Genomic DNA, 21,844 nt, shown 5'->3' with positions numbered 1-21,844 from the left:
AATTGCAGCACAGCGGAGCAAGTCATGGTTTCTCGCGTCATACCTGTTGAAACCTTTGATCTGGTGATCTTTGGTGGCACCGGCGATCTGGCCCGCCGCAAGATCCTGCCGGGACTGTTCCGCCGGTTCCGGTCTGGCCAGATGCCCGAAGGATCGCGGATCATCGGGGCCGCGCGCTCAGAGATCGACAGCGACGGTTACCGCGCGATGATCGCCGAGGCGATTGCCGAATTCGGCGGCGACGAAGCCTCCGACAGCGACAGTTTGGCCGCCTTTCTGGCCACGCTTGATTATGTCGCGATCGACGCCAAGGGCGATGGCGGTTGGGCTGATCTGGCGCAAAAGGTCCGGTCAGACGTGGTGCAGGCGTTCTATTTCTCGGTTGCCCCGTCGCTGTTCGGCGATCTGGCCGAACGGCTGCACAGCCACAAGATCGCAACGCCCGACAGCCGGATCGTTGTGGAAAAGCCCTTTGGCCGCGATCTGGACACCGCCCGCGCGCTGAACGCGGTGCTGTCGACGCATTTCAACGAAGATCAGATTTACCGCATTGACCATTATCTGGGCAAGGAAACTGTCCAGAACCTGATGGCGGTGCGGTTTGGCAACGTGCTGTTCGAACCTTTGTGGAACAACCATTACGTCGATCACATCCAGATCACCGTGGCCGAAACCGTCAGTGTTGCAGGGCGGGGGTCGTATTATGACAAATCGGGCGCGATGCGTGACATGGTGCAGAACCACTTGATGCAGCTGTTGTGCCTGATCGCGATGGAACCGCCCAGCCGGTTTGGCGCGGACGAGGTGCGTGATGAAAAGCTCAAGGTGATCCGCGCCTTGCAGCCTGTTGCCCCGCATCACATCGTACGTGGCCAGTATGACGCCGGCCCCGACGGCCCGAGCTATCGTAACGATGCCGAAAATCCGCGCAGCTTTACCGAAAGCTTTGTCGCTCTCAAATGCCATATCGCCAATTGGCGCTGGGCGGGCGTGCCGTTCTATCTGCGCACTGGCAAGCGGATGAAAGCGCGGTCATCCGAGATTACCGTGGTGTTCAAAGACCTTGGTCACACGATTTTCGAAGGCGATACCGCGCGCCACCGCAATATCCTGTCGATCCGCCTGCAACCCAACGAAGGCATGGATTTGCAGGTCACGATCAAGGAACCCGGACCGGGTGGCATGCGTTTGATCGACGTGCCTTTGGACATGACCTTTGCCGACGCTTTGGGTGCCGATGCAGAGGAGGTGACAGATGCCTATGAGCGGCTGATCATGGATGTGATCCGCGGCAACCAGACCCTGTTCATGCGCGGTGACGAGGTCGAGGCGGCTTGGCGCTGGACCGACCCGATTATCCAGGGCTGGGAGGCGCGCAACGACGTGCCGAAACTATATGATGCAGGGTCCACTGGCCCCGAAGACGCAATGATGCTGTTGCACCGTGACGGCCGTAAATGGCGCGAAGTCAAAGGCTAGATTGATGGATCTGATTGAATACCCCGATGCCGAGCTGATGATGATGCGGCTGGCTGATGTGCTGGCCAGCCAGATCAAACAGGCGCTGTTGACGCAGGACCGCGCGTCCTTGGCCGTGCCGGGGGGGACCACGCCGGGGCCGATTTTCGACACGCTTTGCGCTGTCGATCTGGATTGGTCGCGCGTCGATGTGCTGCTGACCGACGAACGCTGGGTGCCTGAAACATCAGACCGGTCCAACACCGCGCTGTTGCGTCGCCGCTTGCTGGTGAACCGCGCAGCCGCGGCGCGGTTGATCCCGCTTTACGCTGATGCCCAAGCGCCAGAGGATCGGCTGGCCGATCTGGCCGCTGGGTTGGAACCCGTATTACCGCTGTCTGTCGTGCTGCTGGGTATGGGGGCCGATATGCATACCGCGTCGCTATTTGCGGGTGCCGACCAGCTGGAGCTTGCCCTGACGGGCGACGCCCCTCTTGTCGCGATGCGCGCACCCGGTGCGCCTGAACCCCGCATCACCCTGTCGGCAGCGGTGCTGAACGCCGCGATGCGCCGCCATATCGTGATTGTTGGCCCGCAAAAGCGCGCAGCACTGGATCAGGCGCAGGGTCTTGACCCGCAGGACGCCCCCGTCGCTGCCGTGCTGAAAGACACAACCGTGCATTGGGCGGAGGCATAGATGGTCTGGGACAACCTGCGCGCCCATCACGCGGCCACCGCCGAGCGGCGTTTTGAAACCCTGCTGGATACCGCCCGTGCGGCGGATTTCAGCGCCACGGCGGGCGATATGGTGCTGGACTATGCCAAGACCAATATCGACGCTGCCGCGCGTGATTTGCTGTTCGCCTTGCTTGATCAGACCGGCGTGGCCGCCAAGCGAGAAGCGATGTTCACAGGTGCCGCGATCAACGAAACCGAAGGGCGCGCCGTATTGCATACGGCGTTACGCAACCTTGATGGCGGGCCGGTCATGGTCGACGGGGCCGATGTCATGCCCGATGTGCTGGCCACGCTGGCGCGGATGGCTGATTTCGCCCGCGCCGTGCGTGACGGCAGCTATCAGGGGCAGGGTGGCCGGATCACCGATGTCGTCAATATCGGCATCGGCGGGTCCGACCTTGGGCCGGCGATGGCTGTGCGTGCCTTGGCGCCTTATCACGACGGCCCGCGTTGCCATTTCGTCAGCAATGTGGACCCTGCCGATATCGCGGCTGTGCTGCGCCAGTGTGATCCCGCGACGACGCTGGTGATCGTGGCATCCAAGACCTTTACCACGATCGAGACGATGACCAATGCGCGCACCGCCCAAGCCTGGATGGCGCAGTCTGTCAGCGATACGGGCGCGCAATTTGCCGCCCTGTCGACCGCTGCCGACAAAACCGCCGCTTTCGGGATCGCCCCGTCGCGCGTCTTCGGTTTCGCCGATTGGGTCGGCGGGCGTTATTCGCTTTGGGGGCCGATTGGCCTGTCCTTGATGATTGCCATCGGGCCAGAGGCATTCCGCGCCTTCCTGCGCGGCGCGCAGGCGATGGACCAGCATTTCCGCGCGGCAGACTGGCATGAAAACCTGCCCGCGCTGCTGGCCGTTGTCGGCATATGGCACAACCAGATTTGCGGCTATCCGACACGCGCTGTGCTGCCTTATGACAATAATCTCAACCGTTTACCTGCCTATCTTCAGCAATTGGAGATGGAAAGCAACGGCAAGGGTGTGGCGATGGACGGGACCGATCTGCCCCGTGCCAGCGGCCCTGTCGTCTGGGGCGAACCTGGCACCAACGGGCAGCATGCGTTCTATCAATTGATCCATCAGGGTACCGGCGTGGTGCCTTGCGAATTCCTGGTCGCCGCGCGCGGGCATGAGGATGACCTGCACCACCAGCACCAATTGCTGGTCGCCAATTGCCTTGCCCAATCAGAGGCGCTGATGCGCGGCCGCAATCTGGACGAGGCGCGTGCCAGCATCGCAGACAAGTTCACCGGCGACGAATTGGACCGCCAAGCGCGCCACCGCGTGTTCACCGGCAACCGGCCATCCGTGACCATCGCCTATCCGCAGCTGACGCCCTTTGTGCTGGGGCAGATCATCGCGCTTTATGAACATCGCGTGTTTGTCGAAGGGGTTGTCTTGGGCCTCAATTCCTATGACCAATGGGGTGTTGAACTGGGCAAGGAACTGGCGACCGCGCTGCAACCTGTCGTCGAAGCGCGCGCCGGTCTGGACGGCAAGGATGCATCGACCGCAGCACTTGTCGGGTTTTTGCAGCGTAACGGGGTCTGACGACCCGCTTGATTTGGGAATTGTGCGAATGGCGGCTTATGCACCGTTTTTGATGTCACTGATCCTGATCGCCGCCATGGTGATCGAAATGCGCGATGGGCGCTTGCCGAACCTGCTGACCATGTTGCCTTTTGTGGTGTTCATGGCGCTGATCGTCACCGCCCCGGACCCTGCGGTCTTTGCCGGTCGGCTGGTCGGCGCGGCGATGGTGTTCGTGGTTGGGCTGGTGCTGTTCGCTGTCGCGGGTTTTGGCGCGGGGGCGGTCAAGCTGTTGACGGGGCTTGCGCTGTTCATCCCGCCTGAAGATGCGCTGGCCACTTTTGCCATCTTTATCGTGACGATGTTTGGCGGCACGTTCATTATCTTGCAGCTTCACAAACGGTTCGCCGCGCAGGGCAGCAAATGGGTGATCCTGAACAAGCGCGTTTTGCCGATGAGCTTGCCCATCGGCATCGCGGGGCTGTGTGCCTTTTGGCTGATCTAAGCGTCAGATCGCGGCTGTGACGATGATTTCCACGTCATAATCCGGCGTTGCCAGTTTCGCCTCGCCGGTCCAGCGGGCGGGGCCACGGCCCTCGGGCACCCAGGCATCCCAGACAGCATTCATCGCGGCGAATTGTGTGCTGATGTCCGACAGCCAGATCTGCGCGGTCAGGACCTTTGTTTTGTCGGTGCCAGCCTCTGCCAGAAGTGCGTCGATCTGCGACAGGATCGCCGCCGTCTGTTCAGCCACCGTGGCCCCCGGCGTGCCGACTTGACCCGCCAGATAGGCGATGCCGTTATGGGTGACGAGCTGGCTCATGCGGGCGTTTGTGTGGTGACGGGTGATATCAGACATGGGGTGGGCTTTCTGGGGTGACAGGGATTGGAGCGGGTGAAGGGAATCGAACCCTCGTATTCAGCTTGGGAAGCTGCTGCTCTACCATTGAGCTACACCCGCGCGCTGCAATCAGGTAATTGCGTCACCCGCTGCCGTCAAGCGCCGATTACCGCCGCCCGCGCCGGCGCGGCCCACGGTCGCCGCCTTGGTTATGGTTGATCTGCGGGATCTTGACGATGGAATTGAGGATCGGGAAAGGTTCCACCGCGTTCGGAATGGCCGAGGCATTGACGAAATGTTCTTGAAAACGCGGCTCGATCGCGGTCTCGATCTTGTGGATCTGGCGTACGATGGTTTCTATTTCGCGCCGCGCATCGGTGTTGAGAAGCGCGATCCGCGCGCCGGTGCCAGCGGCGTTGCCCGCGCTGGTGACCTTGTCCAAAGGCGCATCGGGGATCATGCCCAAAACCATCGCGTGTTTGGGGCTGATATGCGCGCCAAAGGCACCGGCCAGCACGACGCGGTCCACCTTGTCGACACCGAACTTGTCCATCAACAGCCGCGCGCCGGAATAAAGCGCGGCCTTGGCCATCTGGATTTGCCGCACATCGGTATTGGTGACGGTGATCAGCGGGCCACCCGCCGCCGTGCCATCGTAGAGCAGATAGGAATTGGTGCGCCCGTCGGCAAAGCAATTGGGCGATCCGGTCTGGTCGGCCGATCCGATCAGCCCCGGCCCGTCGACGATGCCCGCCATGCGCATTTCGGCGATCACCTCGATGATGCCGGACCCGCAGATGCCGGTCACGCCGGTCTGGGCGATGGTATCGCCGAACCCGTCTTCGTCGGACCAGATATCGCTGCCGATCACCTTGAAGCGGGGCAGTTTCGTGACGGGGTCGATTTCCACATGCTCGATAGCGCCCGGCGCGGCGCGCTGGCCCGAACTGATCTGTGCGCCCTCGAACGCGGGGCCGGTGGGCGATGAACAGGCCAGCACTTTTTCGCGGTTGCCCAACAGGATTTCGGCATTGGTGCCGACATCGACGATCAGCACAAGGTCTTCGGATTTGTCGGGTGCCTCTGACAGCGCCACGGCCGCCGCATCAGCGCCCACATGCCCCGCGATACAGGGCAGGATATAGACGCGCGCAGCCGGATGCAGGTTCAAATCCAGTTCCAGCGCGCGCAGCGACAGCGCGTCGGAGGTGGCCAGCGCAAAGGGTGCTTGCCCCAGCTCATAGGCGTCGATGCCAAGGAACAGATGATGCATGACCGGATTGCAGACAAAGACCGCATCCATAATCAGGTCGCGGTCGATCTGCGCCTCTGACGCGATCTGCACGAACAGCGCGTTCATGCCTTCGCGCACGGCGCGGGTCATTTCGTCCGATCCGGTGGGGTTCATCATACCATAGCTGACCCGGCTCATCAGGTCCTCGCCAAAGCGGATTTGCGGGTTCATGATGCCCGATGACGCCACAACCTCGCCCGAGCGCAGATCGCACAGATGGGCGGCAATGGTGGTGGACCCCAGATCGACGGCAAGGCCATAGATCGTGCCTTCGTAAAAGCCCGGCCAGATCGCCACGATCCGCGGCGAAAACACCGCATCACCCAGATGGACGGCGACGGTGACGCGCCATGCGCCTTTGCGCAGCGCCTTTTGCAGGTTGCGCAAAACGCCCAGATCAGCCTCGAGCGCGGGCAGGGCCCAGTCGCGGCGCAGCGCGATGACCAGCCGTTCCAGATCGCCCGAGGGGTCGTGCATGTCGGGTTCTTCGACCTCGACATAATACAGCCGTGTGGACGGGTTCATCGTGATTTCGCGCACTTCGGCGCGTTTGCGCACGACTTGTTTGTGGACCTGGCTTTCGGCAGGCACGTCGATCACGACATCACCCCTGATCTGCGCCTGACAGCCAAGGCGGCGGCCCTGTTTCAGACCACGGATGCTGTCGTAACGTTCCTCGACGCTGTTCCACTCGGACAAAGCGTCGGGGGCGACGGTGACGCCATGCTTGGAAAATTCGCCATAGGACGGGGTGATCTGGCATTTCGAACAGATGCCGCGCCCGCCACAAACGGAATCAAGATCCACCCCCAATTGCCGCGCCGCCGTCAGGACAGGCGTGCCGACGGGGAAATGCCCTCGCTTGCCGGAGGGGGTGAAAATCACAAGAGGGTCGGTGGTCATCAGAGGTGCCTTTATTGCCTTGCCCCTACATATCGCGCGTCGCAGCCCAGGGAAGGGCGGTATCCGTCAATCCGTATGATAAGAGCGGCATGGCGGGGCGGCGGGGTGAACCCCGCCCTACGAGACATCGTGTAGGTCGGGGTTCACCCCGACTCTACCGCACCACATCCACGCCCCAGAGCCAGACCGCCAGCGGCACCGGCGCCGTGGCAAGGGCGATCACCAAAAGCGTCGCGGTAGTCCCGAACAGCCGGCTCAGCCCTGCGACCAGCATGATCCCGCCGCCACCGCCTACCGCGATATTGCCCGGCGTGTTGATCGCGATGGCAAGGGTCGCATAGCGGTATTTCACCACGACCGGCCCCAGCCAGGCGGGCAGCTTTTGCTGCAGCAGCCGCAGCCGGTCAGCGCGCGCAAGGCCGTCCACCCGGTCCAGCCAGCCCGCCAGCCGGTGCAACCGCAGCCCCCGCAGCAGCCCGATCAGCCACAGCAGCGACACATATTGCCCGATCACAAAGGCCAGCGACAGCCCGCAAACCGTGGCAAGATAGACGAAAGGCGCGGCCTTGGCCCCTTGGATGATCAACAGCGCCACGCCGATTTCGACGCCAGGGACAAAGGGCGTGGCCAGAACGATGGCATACAGGATCAGCACAGCCACCATCAGCCCTGACATCGCGCGCAATGCTGCATCCTGTTCCAGCCGCACGATCTGTGTCTGCAGCCAGTCAAACCCCAGCACAGCCAGCCCAACCACCGCCAGTACCGCACAAAAGCGCAGCCCGAGCCGGACAAGATAGGCCGGTCTGGGCAGGTCGGGACAGGGGTGCTGGTCAATCATGCCGCACCATGCGCGGGCGGCTTTGCGGCTTCAAGCGGTGATTTGACCTTTCGGCGCGGGACTATCCATGCGATAGGGACGCGCCAACAGCCCCCGAACGGAGACAGGTTGATGGAGATTCGTGAAGCCCTGACATTTGATGACGTCTTGCTGGTCCCTGCAGCATCGAGCGTCTTGCCATCGACGGCGGATACACGCACCCGCGTGACGGGGTCCATCGCGATGAACATCCCCTTGTTGTCCAGCGCCATGGATACCGTGACCGAGGCGCGCATGGCCATTGCGATGGCACAGGCGGGCGGCATCGGCGTTGTCCACAAGAACCTTGATATCGCGCAGCAGGCCAATGAAATCCGGCGCGTGAAACGGTTTGTATCTGGCACGGTCTATAACCCGATCACGCTTCGCCCCGACCAGACGCTGGCCGATGCCAAGGATCTGATGGACCGCTACCGCGTCACCGGTTTTCCGGTCGTTGGCCCCGATGGCCGGGTGATCGGTATCGTCACCAACCGCGACATGCGCTTTGCGCAGGACGATAAAACCCCCGTCAGCGTGATGATGACGACCGAAAATCTGGCGATCCTGCATGAACCTGCGGATCTGGACGAAGCGCGTTCCCTGATGCAGGCCCGTCGCATCGAAAAGCTGCTGATCACCGATCATGCAGGCAAGCTGACCGGTCTTTTGACGCTCAAAGACAGCGAACAGGCCGTGCTGAACCCGATGGCCTGCAAGGATGCGCTGGGGCGGCTGCGGGTGGCTGCTGCGTCCGGCGTTGGCGATGCAGGGTTTGAACGGTCGCAGGCGCTGATCGATGCAGGCGTTGACATGATCGTGATCGACACCGCACATGGCCATTCCGAAGGCGTAGCGCGCGCTGTCGAACGGGTCAAGGCGCTGTCGAACGAGGTCCAGATCGTTGCAGGCAATATCGCCACCGGAGAGGCCGCGCGCGCCCTGATCGGCGTAGGCGCTGACGCGGTCAAGGTCGGTATCGGCCCCGGGTCGATCTGCACCACGCGCATGGTGGCCGGTGTCGGCGTGCCGCAGCTGACCGCGATCATGGATTGTGCGCAGGCCGCGGGCGACGTGCCGGTGATCGCCGATGGCGGCATCAAGTTTTCGGGCGATTTTGCCAAGGCGATTGCGGCGGGGGCGTCTTGTGCCATGGTCGGCTCGATGATCGCCGGCACCGACGAAAGCCCGGGCGAGGTGATCCTCTATCAGGGTCGGTCGTTCAAGGCTTACCGTGGCATGGGCAGCCTTGGCGCGATGGCCAGCGGCTCTGCCGACCGTTATTTCCAGAAAGAGGCCGCCAGCGACAAGCTGGTCCCCGAAGGCATCGAGGGCCAGGTGCCTTACAAAGGCTCTGCGCATGCGGTGGTGCATCAGCTGGTGGGCGGCTTGCGCGCAGCGATGGGGTACACCGGCTGCGCCACGGTCGAGGAAATGCGCAAGAACTGCACCTTTGTGCGGATCACGGGGGCAGGGCTGAAGGAAAGCCACGTCCATGACGTGCAGATCACCCGCGAAAGCCCGAATTACCGGGTCGGCTGATGACCCCCGGCGCGCGCGTTGCTGCTGCCATTACCGTGCTTGACCAGATCGGCGGTGGGGCCTTTGCCGAACAGGCGTTGACAGGTTGGGCGCGCGCGAGCCGTTTTGCCGGTGCCAAGGACCGCGCCGCGGTGCGCGACCATGTCTTTGATGTGCTGCGCTGCCGGCGGTCGCTGGGTGAGGGTGACGGACGGCTGTTGATGGCGCGGTTGTTGCAGCGAGATAATGTCGATCTTTCACATATTTTCAATGGCTTGGGCCATGCTCCTGATGTGTTGAGCGAGGCTGAGGCTGCTGCCCTTGCTTTGCCTTTGGCGTTGTCGGACGCGGCTGCCTGCGATCTGCCGGATTGGCTCTGGCCGGTCTGGCAGGCCAGTCTGGGCGCAGATGCGCTGCAGGCTGCGCAGGCGCAACAGGCGCGCGCGGATGTGTTCTTGCGGGTCAATCAACGGCGTATCACATTGGCCGCAGCGATGGCCGCGCTTGCGCAGGACGGGGTTACGGCACAGGCACATGATACGGTGGATGGCTGCCTGCGGGTGCTGGACAATCCCCGCCGGATCAGGACGGCGGCGGCCTATCTGACGGGTCTGGTCGAATTGCAGGATGCGGCGTCACAACGCGCGGTGCAGATGGTGCCGGTGGCTGCAGGCGCGCGTGTGCTGGATTATTGCGCAGGTGGCGGCGGTAAGGCGCTGGCCTTTGCTGACAGGCATGTGGCGGACATCTTTGCCCATGATATCGCGCCTGCGCGGATGGCCGATCTGCCGGATCGCGCGGCACGGGCGGGGGTGGTGATCACCAGGCTGGCACCCGATCAGGTCGCGGATCACGCGCCATTCGATGTGGTTTTCTGCGATGCGCCGTGCAGTGGCAGTGGCACATGGCGGCGCAGCCCCGATGCGAAATGGCGCTTGACGCGCGACCGGCTGGACGCGCTCTGCGCCATTCAAAATGACGTGATTGGCCGTGCGGCAACATTTGTCGCACCACAAGGCCTGCTGGCCTATGCCACCTGTTCGGTGCTGCAAGACGAGAATGACGCGGTGATAACGCGGTTTTTGCACAGCAATCCAGCATGGTCGGTCATGCTGCGCGATCAGCGGCTGCCCGGGCCTGATGGCGACGGGTTTTTCCTGTCGGTATTGGCCCAAAACAATATTTCTTAGCCGTGCGACGAAATATCCTGTATTAATTAATGATTAAGATGTTTTCACTAGCCTGAGTGGATACTGCTGAGGGAGGTGACCTTTGCCAGACAATCCAACGATTGCAAGGCCCGCTTCGCCCGCTGCGGCCCGTTTGGCATTGGTTCCATGGGTATACATCGCGGCTGTATTGGTTCTGATTGAGGCGCAGATGACCGAGGAGGGCATGCTGCGCATCGGTCTGATCACGGCGGGCGGCTTGCTCTTTGTGTTGGCAACGGTGCTGGCTGGACGGGTCGCCTTTGGCTATTGGCGCAGCAAACAGCTTGAGACGACGGCCATCCGGCTGATGCAGGACGATCTTGATTGCGCCTTTCTGACCGATGCCGTGGGGCAGGTGCGCTATGCCAATACCGCGGCGGTCATGCGGTTCGGCAATTGCGCGGGGCGGCGGCTGGCCGATCTGTTCGGCAGCTTTCTGGCCAACCCGCATCCTTTTTTGCAACGTCTATCGCATAGCGCGCATCTGACCGGCGCCAGCAAAGAAGACGTGATCACGCGCAGCGGGCATTTCCGGCTGAGCGTGGTTGTGATCGGCCCGGCGCTGCGGTTGTGGCGCATGGATGATCTGGGCGATCAGGCGGTGGCCGCTGCACGCCAGCACGAGAACCTGCCGCTACCAATGATGACGCTGGGGCCGAACAACGCTGTGTTGCATATCAACGTCGCCTTGCGCAGCTTGCTGGGCCGTAGCGTGGCGAACATTGATGATCTGTTCGACGATCTGCCCTTGGCCCCCGGACAGCGCCATATGCTCAAGACCGCGCAAGGCCCGCAGCCGGTGATCGTGGCCGTCGCCGAAGGCTGGGGGGGGGCGCGCGATATCTATCTGCTGGCCGATCAACGCGGCGATGGGCCGCGGTTTTTCACCGCTGGCTGGCATGCGATCGAGGATCTGCCGATCCCGCTGCTGAAAATCGCCCGTTCGGGCGAGATTTTGGGCACCAATCGCGAATCGCGCCAATTGCTGCGGATTGTGAACACCGATGGTCTGAAACTGACCGACCTTCTTGAAGGGTTGGGGCGGCCGATCAACGACTGGCTGCGTGAAGCCTTCGAGGGGCGCAGCGGTCGCAGCCCGCAATTCCTGCAAGGGCGCGGCCAAAGCCAGGACACATTCGTGCAGGTCACGCTGAACGCGGCGGGTGGCACGACCGACCCGCATCTGATCGCGGTGCTCGATGACGTGACAGAGCTGAAATCGCTCGAGGCGCAATTCGTCCAAAGCCAGAAAATGCAGGCCATCGGCCAGCTTGCCGGTGGTGTAGCGCATGATTTCAACAATTTGTTGACCGCGATTTCGGGGCATTGCGATCTGCTGTTGTTGCGCCATGACGAAGGCGACCAGAATTATAGCGACCTGATTCAGATCCACCAGAATGCCAACCGCGCGGCCAGCCTTGTCGGGCAATTGTTGGCGTTTTCGCGCAAACAGACCCTGCAGCCAGAGGTGATTGACCTGCGTGAAACGCTGTCGGACCTGACCCATCTGCTGAACCGGTTGGTGGGGGAAAAGGTGACATTGACGCTGGACCATGATCCCGACCTGCTGCCGATCAGGGCGGACAAGCGGCAGTTGGAACAGGTGTTGATGAACCTTGTCGTGAATGCGCGCGATGCGATGCAGGGGGCGGGCGACATTCGTGTCACCACCCAAAACCTGCGCCTGCGCGACCCGATGGTCAAGGACCGCGCCGTCGTGCCATTGGGGGATTATGTGCAGGTCAAGGTGATTGACCATGGCCATGGCATCAGCCCAGACAAGCTGCACAAGATCTTTGAACCTTTTTATACCACCAAACGTCCCGGCGAAGGCACGGGGCTTGGCCTGTCAACGGCTTACGGGATCGTGAAGCAGACCGGCGGCTATATCTTTGCCGATAGCGAAGTGGGCAAAGGCACGGAATTTACGCTGCTGTTCCCGCGCGATAACCGCCCTGACGAGCCGGTGGTGGTGCCCGAACCCACGCGCCGCGAGCCGGTTGACGGCCCGGCCACCGGTGTCGTGCTGCTGGTCGAAGACGAGGCACCGGTGCGTGCCTTTGCGTCGCGTGCCTTGCGCCTGCGCGGCTATAGCGTGCTAGAGGCCGATTGCGCCGAGACCGCGCTTGCCATGCTCGAAGATTCGGCGCTGCATGTCGATCTGTTCGTCACCGATGTGATCATGCCCGGCATGGATGGGCCGACTTGGGTGCGCCAGGCACGCGAGGCCAGACCGGACACCAAGGTCGTGTTCATTTCGGGTTATGCCGAAGATGCGTTCAGCGACAGTCAACCGCAGGTCGCCAATGCGATCTTTCTGCCCAAACCGTTTTCGTTGAACACTTTGACGCAGACCGTGCAGGACCAATTGGCCGAAACCTTGCCCGCAGCTTAGCTGCTGCTCTGTGCGGCCAGCGATCCGGTCGCGCCCAACGCGACCAGATGCGCCGCCGATCCGGTCAGGGCGGCATAATCATCCTCGATCACATGGACGGCGAAATTGCCCATGAAGCCTGCGAAACGGCCCTTGTCGCGGAACGCCTCGGCAAAGCCGAAACGCGTCAGATGCGGGGCAAAGGCCCGCGCGACACCGCCCACCAGATAGACGCCGCCAAAGGGCAGCTGGATCAGGGACAGGTTGCCGCAGACCGTGCCAAGGATGCGGGTGAAAAGGCGTGCCGCGGCAACGGCGCGCGGATCGCTGTCATCGGCGCAGGCGGCCATGATGTCTTGTGCTGCCGCCTCGCGCGGGTCGCCTGCCTCGGTGCCCAGAAAGGCATAGACCCGTTCCAGCCCGCGCCCTGACAGCACATCCTCGACCGCCGGAAAGCCATGCGCGGTGGACACGAACTGGCACAGGCGCAATTCCATCTCGTTGCGGATCGGCAGGTTGGCATGGCCGCTTTCGGACGGCGTGACGATCCGGCCTGCGGGGAGATCGAACACCGGGGCCGCGTTGAACCCTGTGCCGATGCCGATCACCAGCTTGGCCGCCTGCGCGCCGGTATCGGGACCAGGCAGGATCGTGCGGATATTGGCTGCGGCCAGATACCCCAGCGCATGGCCCTGCGCCTGCAGATCGTTCAGGATAGCAACGGTTTCAGCCTTGGTCGCGCGTTGCAGCGTCGTTTTGTCGATGGTCCAGTCCAGATTGGTCATCGTCGCGCGCCCGTCGCGTACCGGGCCTGCCACGGCCACGCAGGCTGCAACAGGATCGACGCCGCCTTCGTCCGCGATATAGCGGCGCAGCACCGATTCTAGCCCCGGAAAATCCGCATTCGCATAGCGCCGGATCGTGCTTGTGATGATGCGCCGCCCGTCTGCAAGGGCCACACGCGTATTGGTGCCACCGATATCGGCGACAAGTGCATAGCTGTTGGCAGGGTGGGACATGGGGCTTCCTAGCGCGCGATGGCGGATTTGAAAGCGTGATAGGATGCTTTGGGCGTCCGCTTCAAGGTGTCGAAATCGACATGGACCATCCCGAACCGTTTTTCATAGCCAAAGGCCCATTCGTAATTGTCCAAAAGCGACCAGTAAAAGAACCCCTGCACATTGGCCCCCGCCGCGATGGCGCGGCCTGTGGCGGCGATATGTTCCGCGATAAACTGGATCCGTTCGGGGTCATCGACCGCACCGTCTACGACATGGTCATCCCAGGCGATCCCGTTTTCGGTGACGAACAGCGGCAGATCACCGACATAATCATCCGCGAGCCGCGTTAGAAAGGATTGCAACCCGTCGGGATAAATCTCCCAGCCCATCTGGGTTTTCGCGCCCGGCCCTTCATGTGATGCCAGATGCGGCCAAGGTTGGGCCAGATCCGTGGTGACCTGATGGCGTGTGTAATAATTGACGCCCAGAAAATCCACGGGCTGGCTGATCTCGGCCATGTCGTCGCGCCAGCCTGCGGGCATATGGGCGGCGAAACCGGCCAAAGCCTCGGCAGGATAGGTGCCTTTGGCGATAGCCTCGATAAACCAGCGGTTCATGATCGCGTCCCATGTGGCCACGGCCTGTGCCGCCCCTGCGCTGTCATCCAGCGGCGCGGTATGGTCGAAATTCAGCACCACGCCGCAATTCTGCATCCCCTTGGCGCGCAGCCGTGTCATCGCCATGCCATGGGCCAGATTGATATGATGCATCGCGCGCGCCGTGGCGCGGATATCGCGCAGGCCCGGCGCGTGATGGCCCAGAAAATACGAAAGATACGCCACGCACCAGGGTTCGTTGATCGTGGCGATGGCATGGACGCGGTCCCCGATCCGGTCGGTGATCACATCGGTGAAATCGGCAAAGGCGGCACAGGTGTCACGGTTGGTCCAGCCGCCCTGATCGGCCAGCGCGGACGGCAATTCCCAATGATAGAGCGTCTGAAACGGCTTTAACCCGCGTTCCAGTATCGCATCGACCAGCCGGTCATAGAAATCAAGACCTGCGGGGTTCACCGTCCGCCCGTCCGGCATGACCCGCGCCCAGGATGTCGAAAACCGGTACGCATCCATGCCCGCATCGCGCAGCAGGTCCAAATCTTCGGCAAAGCGGTGATAATGGTCGCAGGCCAAGGCGCCGTTTTCGGCGCGCAGGACATTGCCGGGGGTGGCGGCGAATGTATCCCAATGCGTGGGGCCTGCACCGCCGAATTGATGCCCTTCGATCTGATAGGCGGCGGTGGCGGCCCCGAACAGGAATCCGTCGGGAAAATCGCTGCGTTTGAATTGCATGTCAGTCCTTTCTGGGGGCGGGTCCGGTGGAACGACCCACCATCAATTCAGCTTCGAGAAGCACGTTCTGATGCAGCAACTCGGGGTCCGCGATCCCGCCCAGCAGGATTTCCGCCAACCTTGCGCCCGCCGCGCGTACCGACGACCGTGTCGCGGTGAAAATCGGGATGTCGCCGCCGTTCTTGAGATAGGACAGATCATCGTCATGGGTGATGATCGACACATCGCGCCCCATGATCAGCCCCGCTTCTTCGACCGCGCGCCGCGCCCCCAAAGCCGAGATCAGCGAGGCACAGAGCAGCGCCGTCGGCGGATCGCCCAGCGCCAGCATATCGCGGGTGGATTGATAGCCAAAGTCTTCGGTCATCTCGCTGGACCGCATGATCGACGGGTCGACGGGCACACCGCGTGCGAGCAGGGCAATGGTATAGCCGTCGCGCCGCCGGTGGGCGAAATCCATGAATTCCATCCCATTGATCAGCCCGATGCGCAGATGCCCCAGATCGAGCAGGAAATCGGTGGCCCGCTGGAACGCATGGCGGTTGTTCACGTCCAGCCAGGCATAGGGCAGGGTGGCCCCCGACGACCGCCCATGCACCACAAAGGGCAGCCCGATGTCATGCAACAACCTGATCCGGCTGTCATCCAGCCGTGGCCCATGCACGACCACGCCGTCCACCGCCCGCCGCGCCTTGAGCCCGCGGTAAACCTGTTCTTCTTGTCCGTCATCGGCAGTACACAAGATCATTTCATAGCCATGCCGCGCATAAGTTTCACCCGCGCCCGCGATGAAATCCCCGAAAATCGGATTGACCATCTCGTGTTTGCTGGAAATCGGGATGACATGGCCAATGGCCAGTGCCTTGCCGGTTGCCAGCCCCTTGGCGCGGGTGCTGGGGCGATAATGATATTGCGCGGCCGCCCGTTCGACACGCATCCGTGTCGCCTCGTTCACCTCGGGGTAGCCGTTCAGCGCGCGGCTGACGGTGGTTTGGCTCAGACCCAGCTTTTGCGACAATTGTTTGAGGTTCATCCGGTCGGTGTCTTTCAAAGCGCTTTCAAACTGGCGATGCAATTTAAGCAAGATAATTTGCCATCGCGCCACCTTTGATGATTTGAGTAACGCTCCATTTGCTCAAATCCAAGGCATTTTTTCACAAATGACTGCGTCATTGACAATTTTGAAACCTTGATGGAATGTGGGAACATCCAAAGCGCTTTGGTACAACGATTCCAAAGCGCAGCGAGATGAACAGAGCCGACACTTTTGGTGTCACAAAACGCACATGCCATGGCGGCATGATTGGGAGGAATATCAATGAAATTCAAACTGTATGCCAGCGTGGCAGCGGTTGCCTTGGGCAGTGCTGCACAGGCCGAACAGATCACCGTTTTCGGTCCATGGCTTGGGCCGGATCAGGCCAATGTCGAACAGGTGCTGGCCGCCTTTGCCGCCGCAAGCGGGCATGACGTGCGCTATTCCGGGTCTGACAGCTTTGAGCAGCAGATCGTGATCGACGCCGAGGCAGGCTCTGCCCCCAATGTCGCCGTGTTCCCGCAGCCCGGCCTTGCCGCCGATATGGCGCGCCGCGGCTTTCTGACACCGCTGCCTGCAGGCACCGGCGATTGGTTGCTGGAAAACTATGCAGCGGGTCAGTCCTGGGTCGATCTGGGGACGTATACTGGCCCCGAAGGCAACCCCGATCTTTATGGCTTTTTCTACAAGGTCGATGTGAAATCGTTGGTCTGGTACAGCCCCGAAAACTTTGAAGATGCAGGCTATGACGTGCCTGAAACCATGGAACAGCTGATCGCGCTGTCCGAACAGATCGTCGCGGACGGTGGCACGCCTTGGTGCATCGGTCTGGGCTCAGGCGGTGCAACCGGCTGGCCCGCGACCGACTGGGTCGAAGACATGATGCTGCGCACGCAGCCCCCCGCGGTCTATGACGCTTGGGTCAGCAACGAACTGCCGTTTGACGCGCCCGAAGTCGTGAACGCGATCGAACAATTCGGCCTGTTCGCCCGCAATGACGCCTTTGTCGCCGGTGGTGCCGGTGCGGTGGCCACGACCGATTTCCGCGACAGCCCCAAGGGCCTGTTTGACAGCCCGCCCCAGTGCTACATGCACCGTCAGGCGTCATTCATTCCTGCCTTCTTCCCCGAAGGGACCGAAGTGGGTGCCGATGCAGATTTCTTCTACTTCCCTGCTTATGAATCCGAGGATCTTGGCTCGCCTGTTCTGGGTGCCGGCACACTCTGGGCGATCACCAACCCGTCTGACGCGGCCAATGACCTGATCGAGTTCCTCAAGACACCCGAGGCACATGAAATCTGGATGGGTCTGGGTGGCTTCCTGACACCGCATACCGGCGTGGATAATGCCGCCTTTGGCGACCCGACGCTGTCCAACATGAACGACATCCTGTTGGGCGCGACCACCTTCCGCTTTGACGCATCCGACCTGATGCCGGGCGCTGTGGGTGCGGGGTCTTTCTGGACCGGCATGGTCGATTATGCCGGTGGTGCAGATGCGGCTGAAGTTGCCGCAGGTATTCAGGCATCTTGGGACGCAATCAAGTAAGATTGCCAAACCTTCATCACCCGATGATCCGGCCTGCGTGCCGGGTCATCGACCCATAACGCAGCCCGAGGGAGGTTGAACGATGAATCCTGCATTACAGGGCCTCATGACGATCATCATCGGTGTCGGTGGCTGCGTCGCGTATTTCTATTTTTCCAACCAGTTTCTGGACAAGGTGCTGTTGCCCGCCAAAGGGGCCAACGCCGGCCGCAATATCAACCGTGCCAACCTGATCCGGCCGTGGTTGTTTCTGTTCCCCGCGATTGTGGCGCTGGGGCTGTACCTGGCTTATCCGGTGGTCGCGACCCTGTGGTATTCGGTGACTGACCGCAATCAGGGCGGGGCTTTTGTCGGCTTTGCCAATTACCAGCGCATGATGGCCGAACCCAAGTTCTGGGAAGCTTTGCGCAACAACATGCTCTGGCTGATCATCGTGCCTGCGGCATCGACCGCCTTTGGCCTGCTGGCCGCCCAACTGACCGACCGGATCAAATGGGGGGCGTTTGCCAAATCGCTGATCTTCATGCCGATGGCGATTTCCTTTGTGGGGGCCTCGGTGATTTTCAAACTGATCTATGACACACGCCCCGTGGACCAGAACCAGATCGGGGCGCTGAACGCGCTGTGGCTGCAATTCGACGGCGGGATCGGATCGTTCCTGATCCTGCGGCTGTTGCCCGGTGCGCTGATGATCTTTGCCGCGGCGCTGGCGCTGTTTGTGGCCTATACCAATGCGCAGGCGATCCGCGATAAAGGTTTCAGTGCGAATGCCGCGCTGCGCGCCGTGTTGATCGCGATCCTGGGCTATGTTGTCTATGCCACGCTGGGCCTGGCTTATGGGGCATTCACCAATGTCCATCCTTACGGTGAACCGCAGACATGGATGACGATTCCGGGTTGGAATTCGTTTTTGCTGATGGTGGTGCTGATCTGGATCCAGACAGGTTTCGCCATGGTGATCCTGTCCGCCGCGCTGCGCGGTATCCCCGAGGAAACGATCGAGGCGGCCGTCGTCGATGGGGCCAACCCGTTTCAGGTGTTTTTCAAGATCAAGATGCCGCAGATCGCAGGCACCATCGTCGTGGTCTGGACCACGATCACGCTGGTCGTGCTCAAGGTCTTCGACATCGTTTTCGCAATGACCAACGGGCAATGGGAAACGCAGGTTCTGGCCAATTACATGTTCGACAAATTGTTCCGCGCCTCTGACTGGGGTGTCGGGTCTGCCTCTGCCATGGTGATCATGTTGCTGGTCAGCCCGATTCTGGTCTGGAACGTCTATAACGCACGCAAGGAGATGCGCTGATGGATGGGATCGCAGGGCGTACATCGGCGCTGAACTGGATCGTGCAGATATCTGTCGTCGCACTTGTGGCGCTGTGGCTGTTCCCGACGGTGGGTCTGCTGGTGTCGTCGTTTCGCACAGCGGACCAGATTTCGGGGTCCGGCTGGTGGGGGGCAATGACAGCCAGCGAACAGAACCTGACCCTGCGCACCGCCAACCCCGGCGATGACGGGGTGCAGATGCTGGTGGATGGTGTCTATATTGTGCAGGGCCAGTTGTTCGATAAAGGGTCCGAGGCCGCAATTGGGGTGTGGGGTACGTCGTCATTGGCGATTTCCGAATTCGCCCCCGGCGACACCGCGGAGCTGTCGGATGGCGAAACGCTGACTGTGCAGGCCGATGGTGTCTATATCTGGACCAGCCCCACGCAAATGACCGGACGTGGCCAACGGGTTTTCGTGACCGCCACAACCCCGCCCGAATTCACGTTGCAGAATTACGAACGCGTCTTGTTCAGCGGCGACAGCACCGATGGCATGTCGCAGGCGTTTTTCAACACGCTGACCGTGACGATCCCCGCCACGATCATCCCGATCGTGATCGCGGCTTTTGCCGCCTATGCGCTGGCATGGATGGATTTTCCGGGCCGCGCGCTGTTGATTGCGGCGGTCGTCGGCCTGCTGGTGGTGCCGCTGCAACTGGCGCTGATCCCGCTGTTGCGCCTGCATCTGGAGATCGGGATCGGCAAAGGGTATCTGGGGACATGGCTGGCGCATACGGGGTTCGGGCTACCGCTCGCCATATATCTCTTGCGCAATTACATGGTCGGTCTGCCGCGTGACATTATCGAGAATGCCAAGGTCGATGGCGCGACCGATTTCCAGATTTTCACCAAGATCATCCTGCCGCTGTCGTTTCCGGCGCTGGCCAGTTTCGCGATCTTCCAGTTCCTTTGGACATGGAACGATCTGCTGGTCGCCAAAGTGTTCCTGATCGACGCGACAGGGGAAACCACCGTGATGACCAACCAGATCGTCGAATTGCTGGGCACACGCGGCGGCAATTGGGAAATTCTGGCGACAGCGGCCTTTGTGTCCATCGCGGTGCCTTTGGCGGTGTTTTTCGCGATGCAACGCTATCTGGTGCGCGGCCTGCTGGCCGGATCAGTGAAATAACTTTTTGAGGGTATGACATCCGGCACCACCGGATCGTCACTAGACAGGACAAGACACTATGACGGCTTTGGCTACAAACACCGAAATGGCGGTGAACAAGGATTGGTGGCGCGGTGCGGTGATCTATCAGATCTATCCGCGCAGTTACCAAGACAGCAACGGCGACGGTATCGGCGATCTTATGGGGATCGTGCAGCGCCTGCCTTATATTGCCTCTTTGGGGGTGGATGCGATCTGGATTTCGCCGTTCTTCACCTCGCCGATGAAGGATTTCGGCTATGACGTCAGCGATTATTGCGATGTCGATCCGATGTTCGGCTCTTTGGCCGATTTCGATGCGGTGGTGGAAACCGCGCATAGGCTTGGCATTCGCGTGATGATCGATTTGGTGCTGAGCCATACCAGCGACCAGCATCCATGGTTCGCCGAAAGCCGCGCCAACCGCAACAGTGACAAATCCGATTGGTATGTCTGGGCTGACCCCAAGCCCGATGGCACCCCGCCTAACAACTGGCTGTCGATCTTTGGCGGATCGGCCTGGCAATGGGATGCGCGGCGCGAACAATATTACCTGCATAATTTTCTGGTCTCGCAGCCTGACCTGAACTTTCACAGCCCCGCAGTGCAGGACGCGCTGCTGGATGTGGCGCTGTTCTGGCTGAACCGCGGGTGCGACGGGTTCCGGCTCGATACGATCAATTTCTACATGCATGATGCGGAATTGCGCGACAACCCGCCCCTGCCCAAAGAGATGCGCAACGCCAATATCGCGCCTTCGGTGAACCCCTATAACCATCAAGACCATATCCACGACAAGAACCACCCCGACAACGTCAAGTTCCTTGCGCGTCTGCGCGCCATCATGGAACCCTATGGCGCCGCTGCCGTGGGCGAGGTGGGCGATGCCCAACGCGGGCTGGAAATCATGGGCCAATATACCGCCGGCACCGATCTGATGCAGATGTGCTATGCGTTCGAATTTCTGGCCAAGGACAAGCCGACCGCTGCGCGCATCGTCGATGTGATGCGTCAGGTCGATGAGGTCGCGGGTGATGGCTGGGCTTGCTGGGCGTTTTCCAACCATGACGTCGTGCGCCATGCCACGCGGTGGGACCTGCCCGCAGGCGGCCAGCGCATGTTCGTCAGCTTGCTGATGGCGCTGCGCGGATCTGCCTGTATCTATCAGGGCGAGGAATTGGGCCTGCCCGAGGCTGACGTCGCCTTCGAGGACCTGCAAGATCCCTATGGCATCCAGTTCTGGCCCGAATTCAAAGGCCGTGATGGGTGCCGTACGCCAATGGTCTGGGACCGCGACAACCACCACGGCGGGTTCAGCGCCGTGCGCCCTTGGTTGCCGGTGCCATCCGAACATCTGGGCCTGTCTGTTGCCGCGCAAGAGGATGAACCGGGCGCATTGCTGCACCATTACCGGCGCGCCATTGCATTCCGGCACAGCCATCCGGCCCTGAGCGTCGGGTCGCATGACAAGATGCAGGCGCAGGGCGATGTCATCTATTTCACCCGCACATCGGGCGACCAGACGATCCTTTGTGCGTTCAACGTCAGCGAGACACCATCCGATTTCAACCCGCCCGCAGGGGATTGGGTGCCGATCGGGGCCGAACTGGGCAGCGCGCATATCTCGGCAGATGGCAAATTGCATTTTGGTCCGTGGCAAGTTTGCTTCGCGCTCAAAAGGTAAGGCAAGGTT

17 protein-coding genes and 1 tRNA gene are annotated in these 21,844 nt (G+C 61.4%); 11 read left to right on the top strand and 7 right to left on the bottom strand.

Annotated elements, in window-relative coordinates:
- The first annotated feature begins 24 nt into the window (after positions 1–24).
- From zwf to ACPF9B_RS07015, 4 genes are read left to right on the top strand one after another with little or no spacing between them, the layout of a single operon-like run.
- Complete coding sequence (zwf, locus tag ACPF9B_RS07030; RefSeq protein WP_424180235.1) at positions 25–1,479, top strand: glucose-6-phosphate dehydrogenase; 1,455 nt, start codon at positions 25–27, stop codon at positions 1,477–1,479.
- Positions 1,480–1,483: 4 nt separating this feature from the next.
- Positions 1,484–2,155 (top strand): 6-phosphogluconolactonase, encoded by a 672-nt coding sequence (gene pgl, locus ACPF9B_RS07025; protein WP_424180233.1) that lies wholly within the window; start codon positions 1,484–1,486, stop codon positions 2,153–2,155.
- Positions 2,156–3,757: a glucose-6-phosphate isomerase gene (pgi, locus tag ACPF9B_RS07020; protein ID WP_424180231.1), complete on the top strand. Its 1,602-nt coding sequence runs from the start codon at positions 2,156–2,158 to the stop codon at positions 3,755–3,757. It abuts the gene before it with no gap.
- A 28-nt stretch (positions 3,758–3,785) separates the two neighbouring features.
- A complete protein-coding gene (locus ACPF9B_RS07015) occupies positions 3,786–4,241 on the top strand; it encodes a prepilin peptidase (RefSeq protein ID WP_424180229.1) in 456 nt (151 codons plus the stop codon).
- A gap of 3 nt (positions 4,242–4,244) precedes the next feature.
- On the opposite strand, the gene ACPF9B_RS07010 is transcribed toward ACPF9B_RS07015, so the two are convergent.
- The 4 genes from ACPF9B_RS07010 to ACPF9B_RS06995 all read right to left on the bottom strand — a co-directional run bounded on the left by ACPF9B_RS07010 (position 4,245) and on the right by ACPF9B_RS06995 (position 7,615).
- Complete coding sequence (locus ACPF9B_RS07010) at positions 4,245–4,595, bottom strand: RidA family protein (protein WP_424180227.1); 351 nt, start codon at positions 4,593–4,595, stop codon at positions 4,245–4,247.
- Between the two features lie 28 nt (positions 4,596–4,623).
- A tRNA-Gly gene (locus tag ACPF9B_RS07005) sits at positions 4,624–4,697 on the bottom strand.
- A gap of 46 nt (positions 4,698–4,743) precedes the next feature.
- Positions 4,744–6,774, bottom strand: coding sequence for an ASKHA domain-containing protein (locus ACPF9B_RS07000; RefSeq protein ID WP_424180225.1), 2,031 nt, complete (start codon positions 6,772–6,774; stop codon positions 4,744–4,746).
- A gap of 154 nt (positions 6,775–6,928) precedes the next feature.
- Positions 6,929–7,615, bottom strand: coding sequence for a hypothetical protein (locus ACPF9B_RS06995; RefSeq protein WP_424180223.1), 687 nt, complete (start codon positions 7,613–7,615; stop codon positions 6,929–6,931).
- 111 nt (positions 7,616–7,726) lie between these two features.
- Here ACPF9B_RS06995 and guaB point away from each other — a divergent pair, with 111 nt between their 5' ends.
- From guaB to ACPF9B_RS06980, 3 genes are all read left to right on the top strand, one after another.
- On the top strand, positions 7,727–9,175 hold the full coding sequence (guaB, locus tag ACPF9B_RS06990; RefSeq protein ID WP_007204605.1) for an IMP dehydrogenase: 1,449 nt from the start codon (positions 7,727–7,729) through the stop codon (positions 9,173–9,175).
- Positions 9,175–10,344: an RsmB/NOP family class I SAM-dependent RNA methyltransferase gene (locus ACPF9B_RS06985; RefSeq protein ID WP_424180221.1), complete on the top strand. Its 1,170-nt coding sequence runs from the start codon at positions 9,175–9,177 to the stop codon at positions 10,342–10,344. The genes guaB and ACPF9B_RS06985 overlap by 1 nt, the downstream gene beginning before the upstream one ends.
- A gap of 190 nt (positions 10,345–10,534) precedes the next feature.
- Positions 10,535–12,760, top strand: coding sequence for an ATP-binding protein (locus ACPF9B_RS06980; RefSeq protein ID WP_424180219.1), 2,226 nt, complete (start codon positions 10,535–10,537; stop codon positions 12,758–12,760).
- Here ACPF9B_RS06980 and ACPF9B_RS06975 read toward each other — a convergent pair.
- From ACPF9B_RS06975 to ACPF9B_RS06965, 3 genes are read right to left on the bottom strand one after another with little or no spacing between them, the layout of a single operon-like run.
- Positions 12,757–13,758 carry a glucokinase gene (locus tag ACPF9B_RS06975; protein ID WP_424180217.1) on the bottom strand — a complete coding sequence of 334 codons (1,002 nt, stop codon included), beginning with the start codon at positions 13,756–13,758 and terminating at the stop codon, positions 12,757–12,759. The two genes, ACPF9B_RS06980 and ACPF9B_RS06975, sit on opposite strands and share 4 nt — an antisense overlap.
- Positions 13,759–13,766: 8 nt before the next feature.
- On the bottom strand, positions 13,767–15,089 hold the full coding sequence (locus tag ACPF9B_RS06970) for a GH1 family beta-glucosidase (protein WP_424180215.1): 1,323 nt from the start codon (positions 15,087–15,089) through the stop codon (positions 13,767–13,769).
- 1 nt (position 15,090) lies between these two features.
- On the bottom strand, positions 15,091–16,122 hold the full coding sequence (locus ACPF9B_RS06965; protein WP_040483095.1) for a substrate-binding domain-containing protein: 1,032 nt from the start codon (positions 16,120–16,122) through the stop codon (positions 15,091–15,093).
- A 285-nt stretch (positions 16,123–16,407) separates the two neighbouring features.
- Between ACPF9B_RS06965 and ACPF9B_RS06960 the strand changes: the two genes are divergently transcribed.
- The 4 genes from ACPF9B_RS06960 (at position 16,408) to ACPF9B_RS06945 (ending at position 21,835) form a co-directional block, all read left to right on the top strand.
- Positions 16,408–17,673 (top strand): ABC transporter substrate-binding protein, encoded by a 1,266-nt coding sequence (locus tag ACPF9B_RS06960; RefSeq protein WP_007204612.1) that lies wholly within the window; start codon positions 16,408–16,410, stop codon positions 17,671–17,673.
- Between the two features lie 82 nt (positions 17,674–17,755).
- Positions 17,756–18,979 carry a carbohydrate ABC transporter permease gene (locus ACPF9B_RS06955; RefSeq protein ID WP_424180212.1) on the top strand — a complete coding sequence of 408 codons (1,224 nt, stop codon included), beginning with the start codon at positions 17,756–17,758 and terminating at the stop codon, positions 18,977–18,979.
- A complete protein-coding gene (locus tag ACPF9B_RS06950) occupies positions 18,979–20,133 on the top strand; it encodes a carbohydrate ABC transporter permease (protein ID WP_424180210.1) in 1,155 nt (384 codons plus the stop codon). Before ACPF9B_RS06955 ends, ACPF9B_RS06950 begins: the two co-directional genes overlap by 1 nt.
- An 85-nt stretch (positions 20,134–20,218) precedes the next feature.
- Entirely contained in the window at positions 20,219–21,835 is a 1,617-nt protein-coding gene (locus ACPF9B_RS06945; protein ID WP_007204615.1) for an alpha-glucosidase, read from the top strand.
- The last annotated feature ends 9 nt before the right edge of the window (positions 21,836–21,844 follow it).

Origin of the sequence: Yoonia sp. TsM2_T14_4 (assembly GCF_049602355.1) — a bacterium.
GTDB lineage: Bacteria > Pseudomonadota > Alphaproteobacteria > Rhodobacterales > Rhodobacteraceae > Yoonia > Yoonia vestfoldensis_A.
Note: the sequence above shows the minus strand (reverse complement) of the source record. Positions and strands in the feature narration are given on the sequence as shown.

Coding starts and splice junctions, on each gene's coding strand:
- zwf (WP_424180235.1), top strand. CDS start 25: ATGGTTTCTCGCGTCATACCTGTTGAAACCTTTGATCTGGTGATCTTT.
- pgl (WP_424180233.1), top strand. CDS start 1,484: ATGGATCTGATTGAATACCCCGATGCCGAGCTGATGATGATGCGGCTG.
- pgi (WP_424180231.1), top strand. CDS start 2,156: ATGGTCTGGGACAACCTGCGCGCCCATCACGCGGCCACCGCCGAGCGG.
- ACPF9B_RS07015 (WP_424180229.1), top strand. CDS start 3,786: ATGGCGGCTTATGCACCGTTTTTGATGTCACTGATCCTGATCGCCGCC.
- ACPF9B_RS07010 (WP_424180227.1), bottom strand. CDS start 4,595: ATGTCTGATATCACCCGTCACCACACAAACGCCCGCATGAGCCAGCTC.
- ACPF9B_RS07000 (WP_424180225.1), bottom strand. CDS start 6,774: ATGACCACCGACCCTCTTGTGATTTTCACCCCCTCCGGCAAGCGAGGG.
- ACPF9B_RS06995 (WP_424180223.1), bottom strand. CDS start 7,615: ATGATTGACCAGCACCCCTGTCCCGACCTGCCCAGACCGGCCTATCTT.
- guaB (WP_007204605.1), top strand. CDS start 7,727: ATGGAGATTCGTGAAGCCCTGACATTTGATGACGTCTTGCTGGTCCCT.
- ACPF9B_RS06985 (WP_424180221.1), top strand. CDS start 9,175: ATGACCCCCGGCGCGCGCGTTGCTGCTGCCATTACCGTGCTTGACCAG.
- ACPF9B_RS06980 (WP_424180219.1), top strand. CDS start 10,535: ATGACCGAGGAGGGCATGCTGCGCATCGGTCTGATCACGGCGGGCGGC.
- ACPF9B_RS06975 (WP_424180217.1), bottom strand. CDS start 13,758: ATGTCCCACCCTGCCAACAGCTATGCACTTGTCGCCGATATCGGTGGC.
- ACPF9B_RS06970 (WP_424180215.1), bottom strand. CDS start 15,089: ATGCAATTCAAACGCAGCGATTTTCCCGACGGATTCCTGTTCGGGGCC.
- ACPF9B_RS06965 (WP_040483095.1), bottom strand. CDS start 16,122: ATGAACCTCAAACAATTGTCGCAAAAGCTGGGTCTGAGCCAAACCACC.
- ACPF9B_RS06960 (WP_007204612.1), top strand. CDS start 16,408: ATGAAATTCAAACTGTATGCCAGCGTGGCAGCGGTTGCCTTGGGCAGT.
- ACPF9B_RS06955 (WP_424180212.1), top strand. CDS start 17,756: ATGAATCCTGCATTACAGGGCCTCATGACGATCATCATCGGTGTCGGT.
- ACPF9B_RS06950 (WP_424180210.1), top strand. CDS start 18,979: ATGGATGGGATCGCAGGGCGTACATCGGCGCTGAACTGGATCGTGCAG.
- ACPF9B_RS06945 (WP_007204615.1), top strand. CDS start 20,219: ATGGCGGTGAACAAGGATTGGTGGCGCGGTGCGGTGATCTATCAGATC.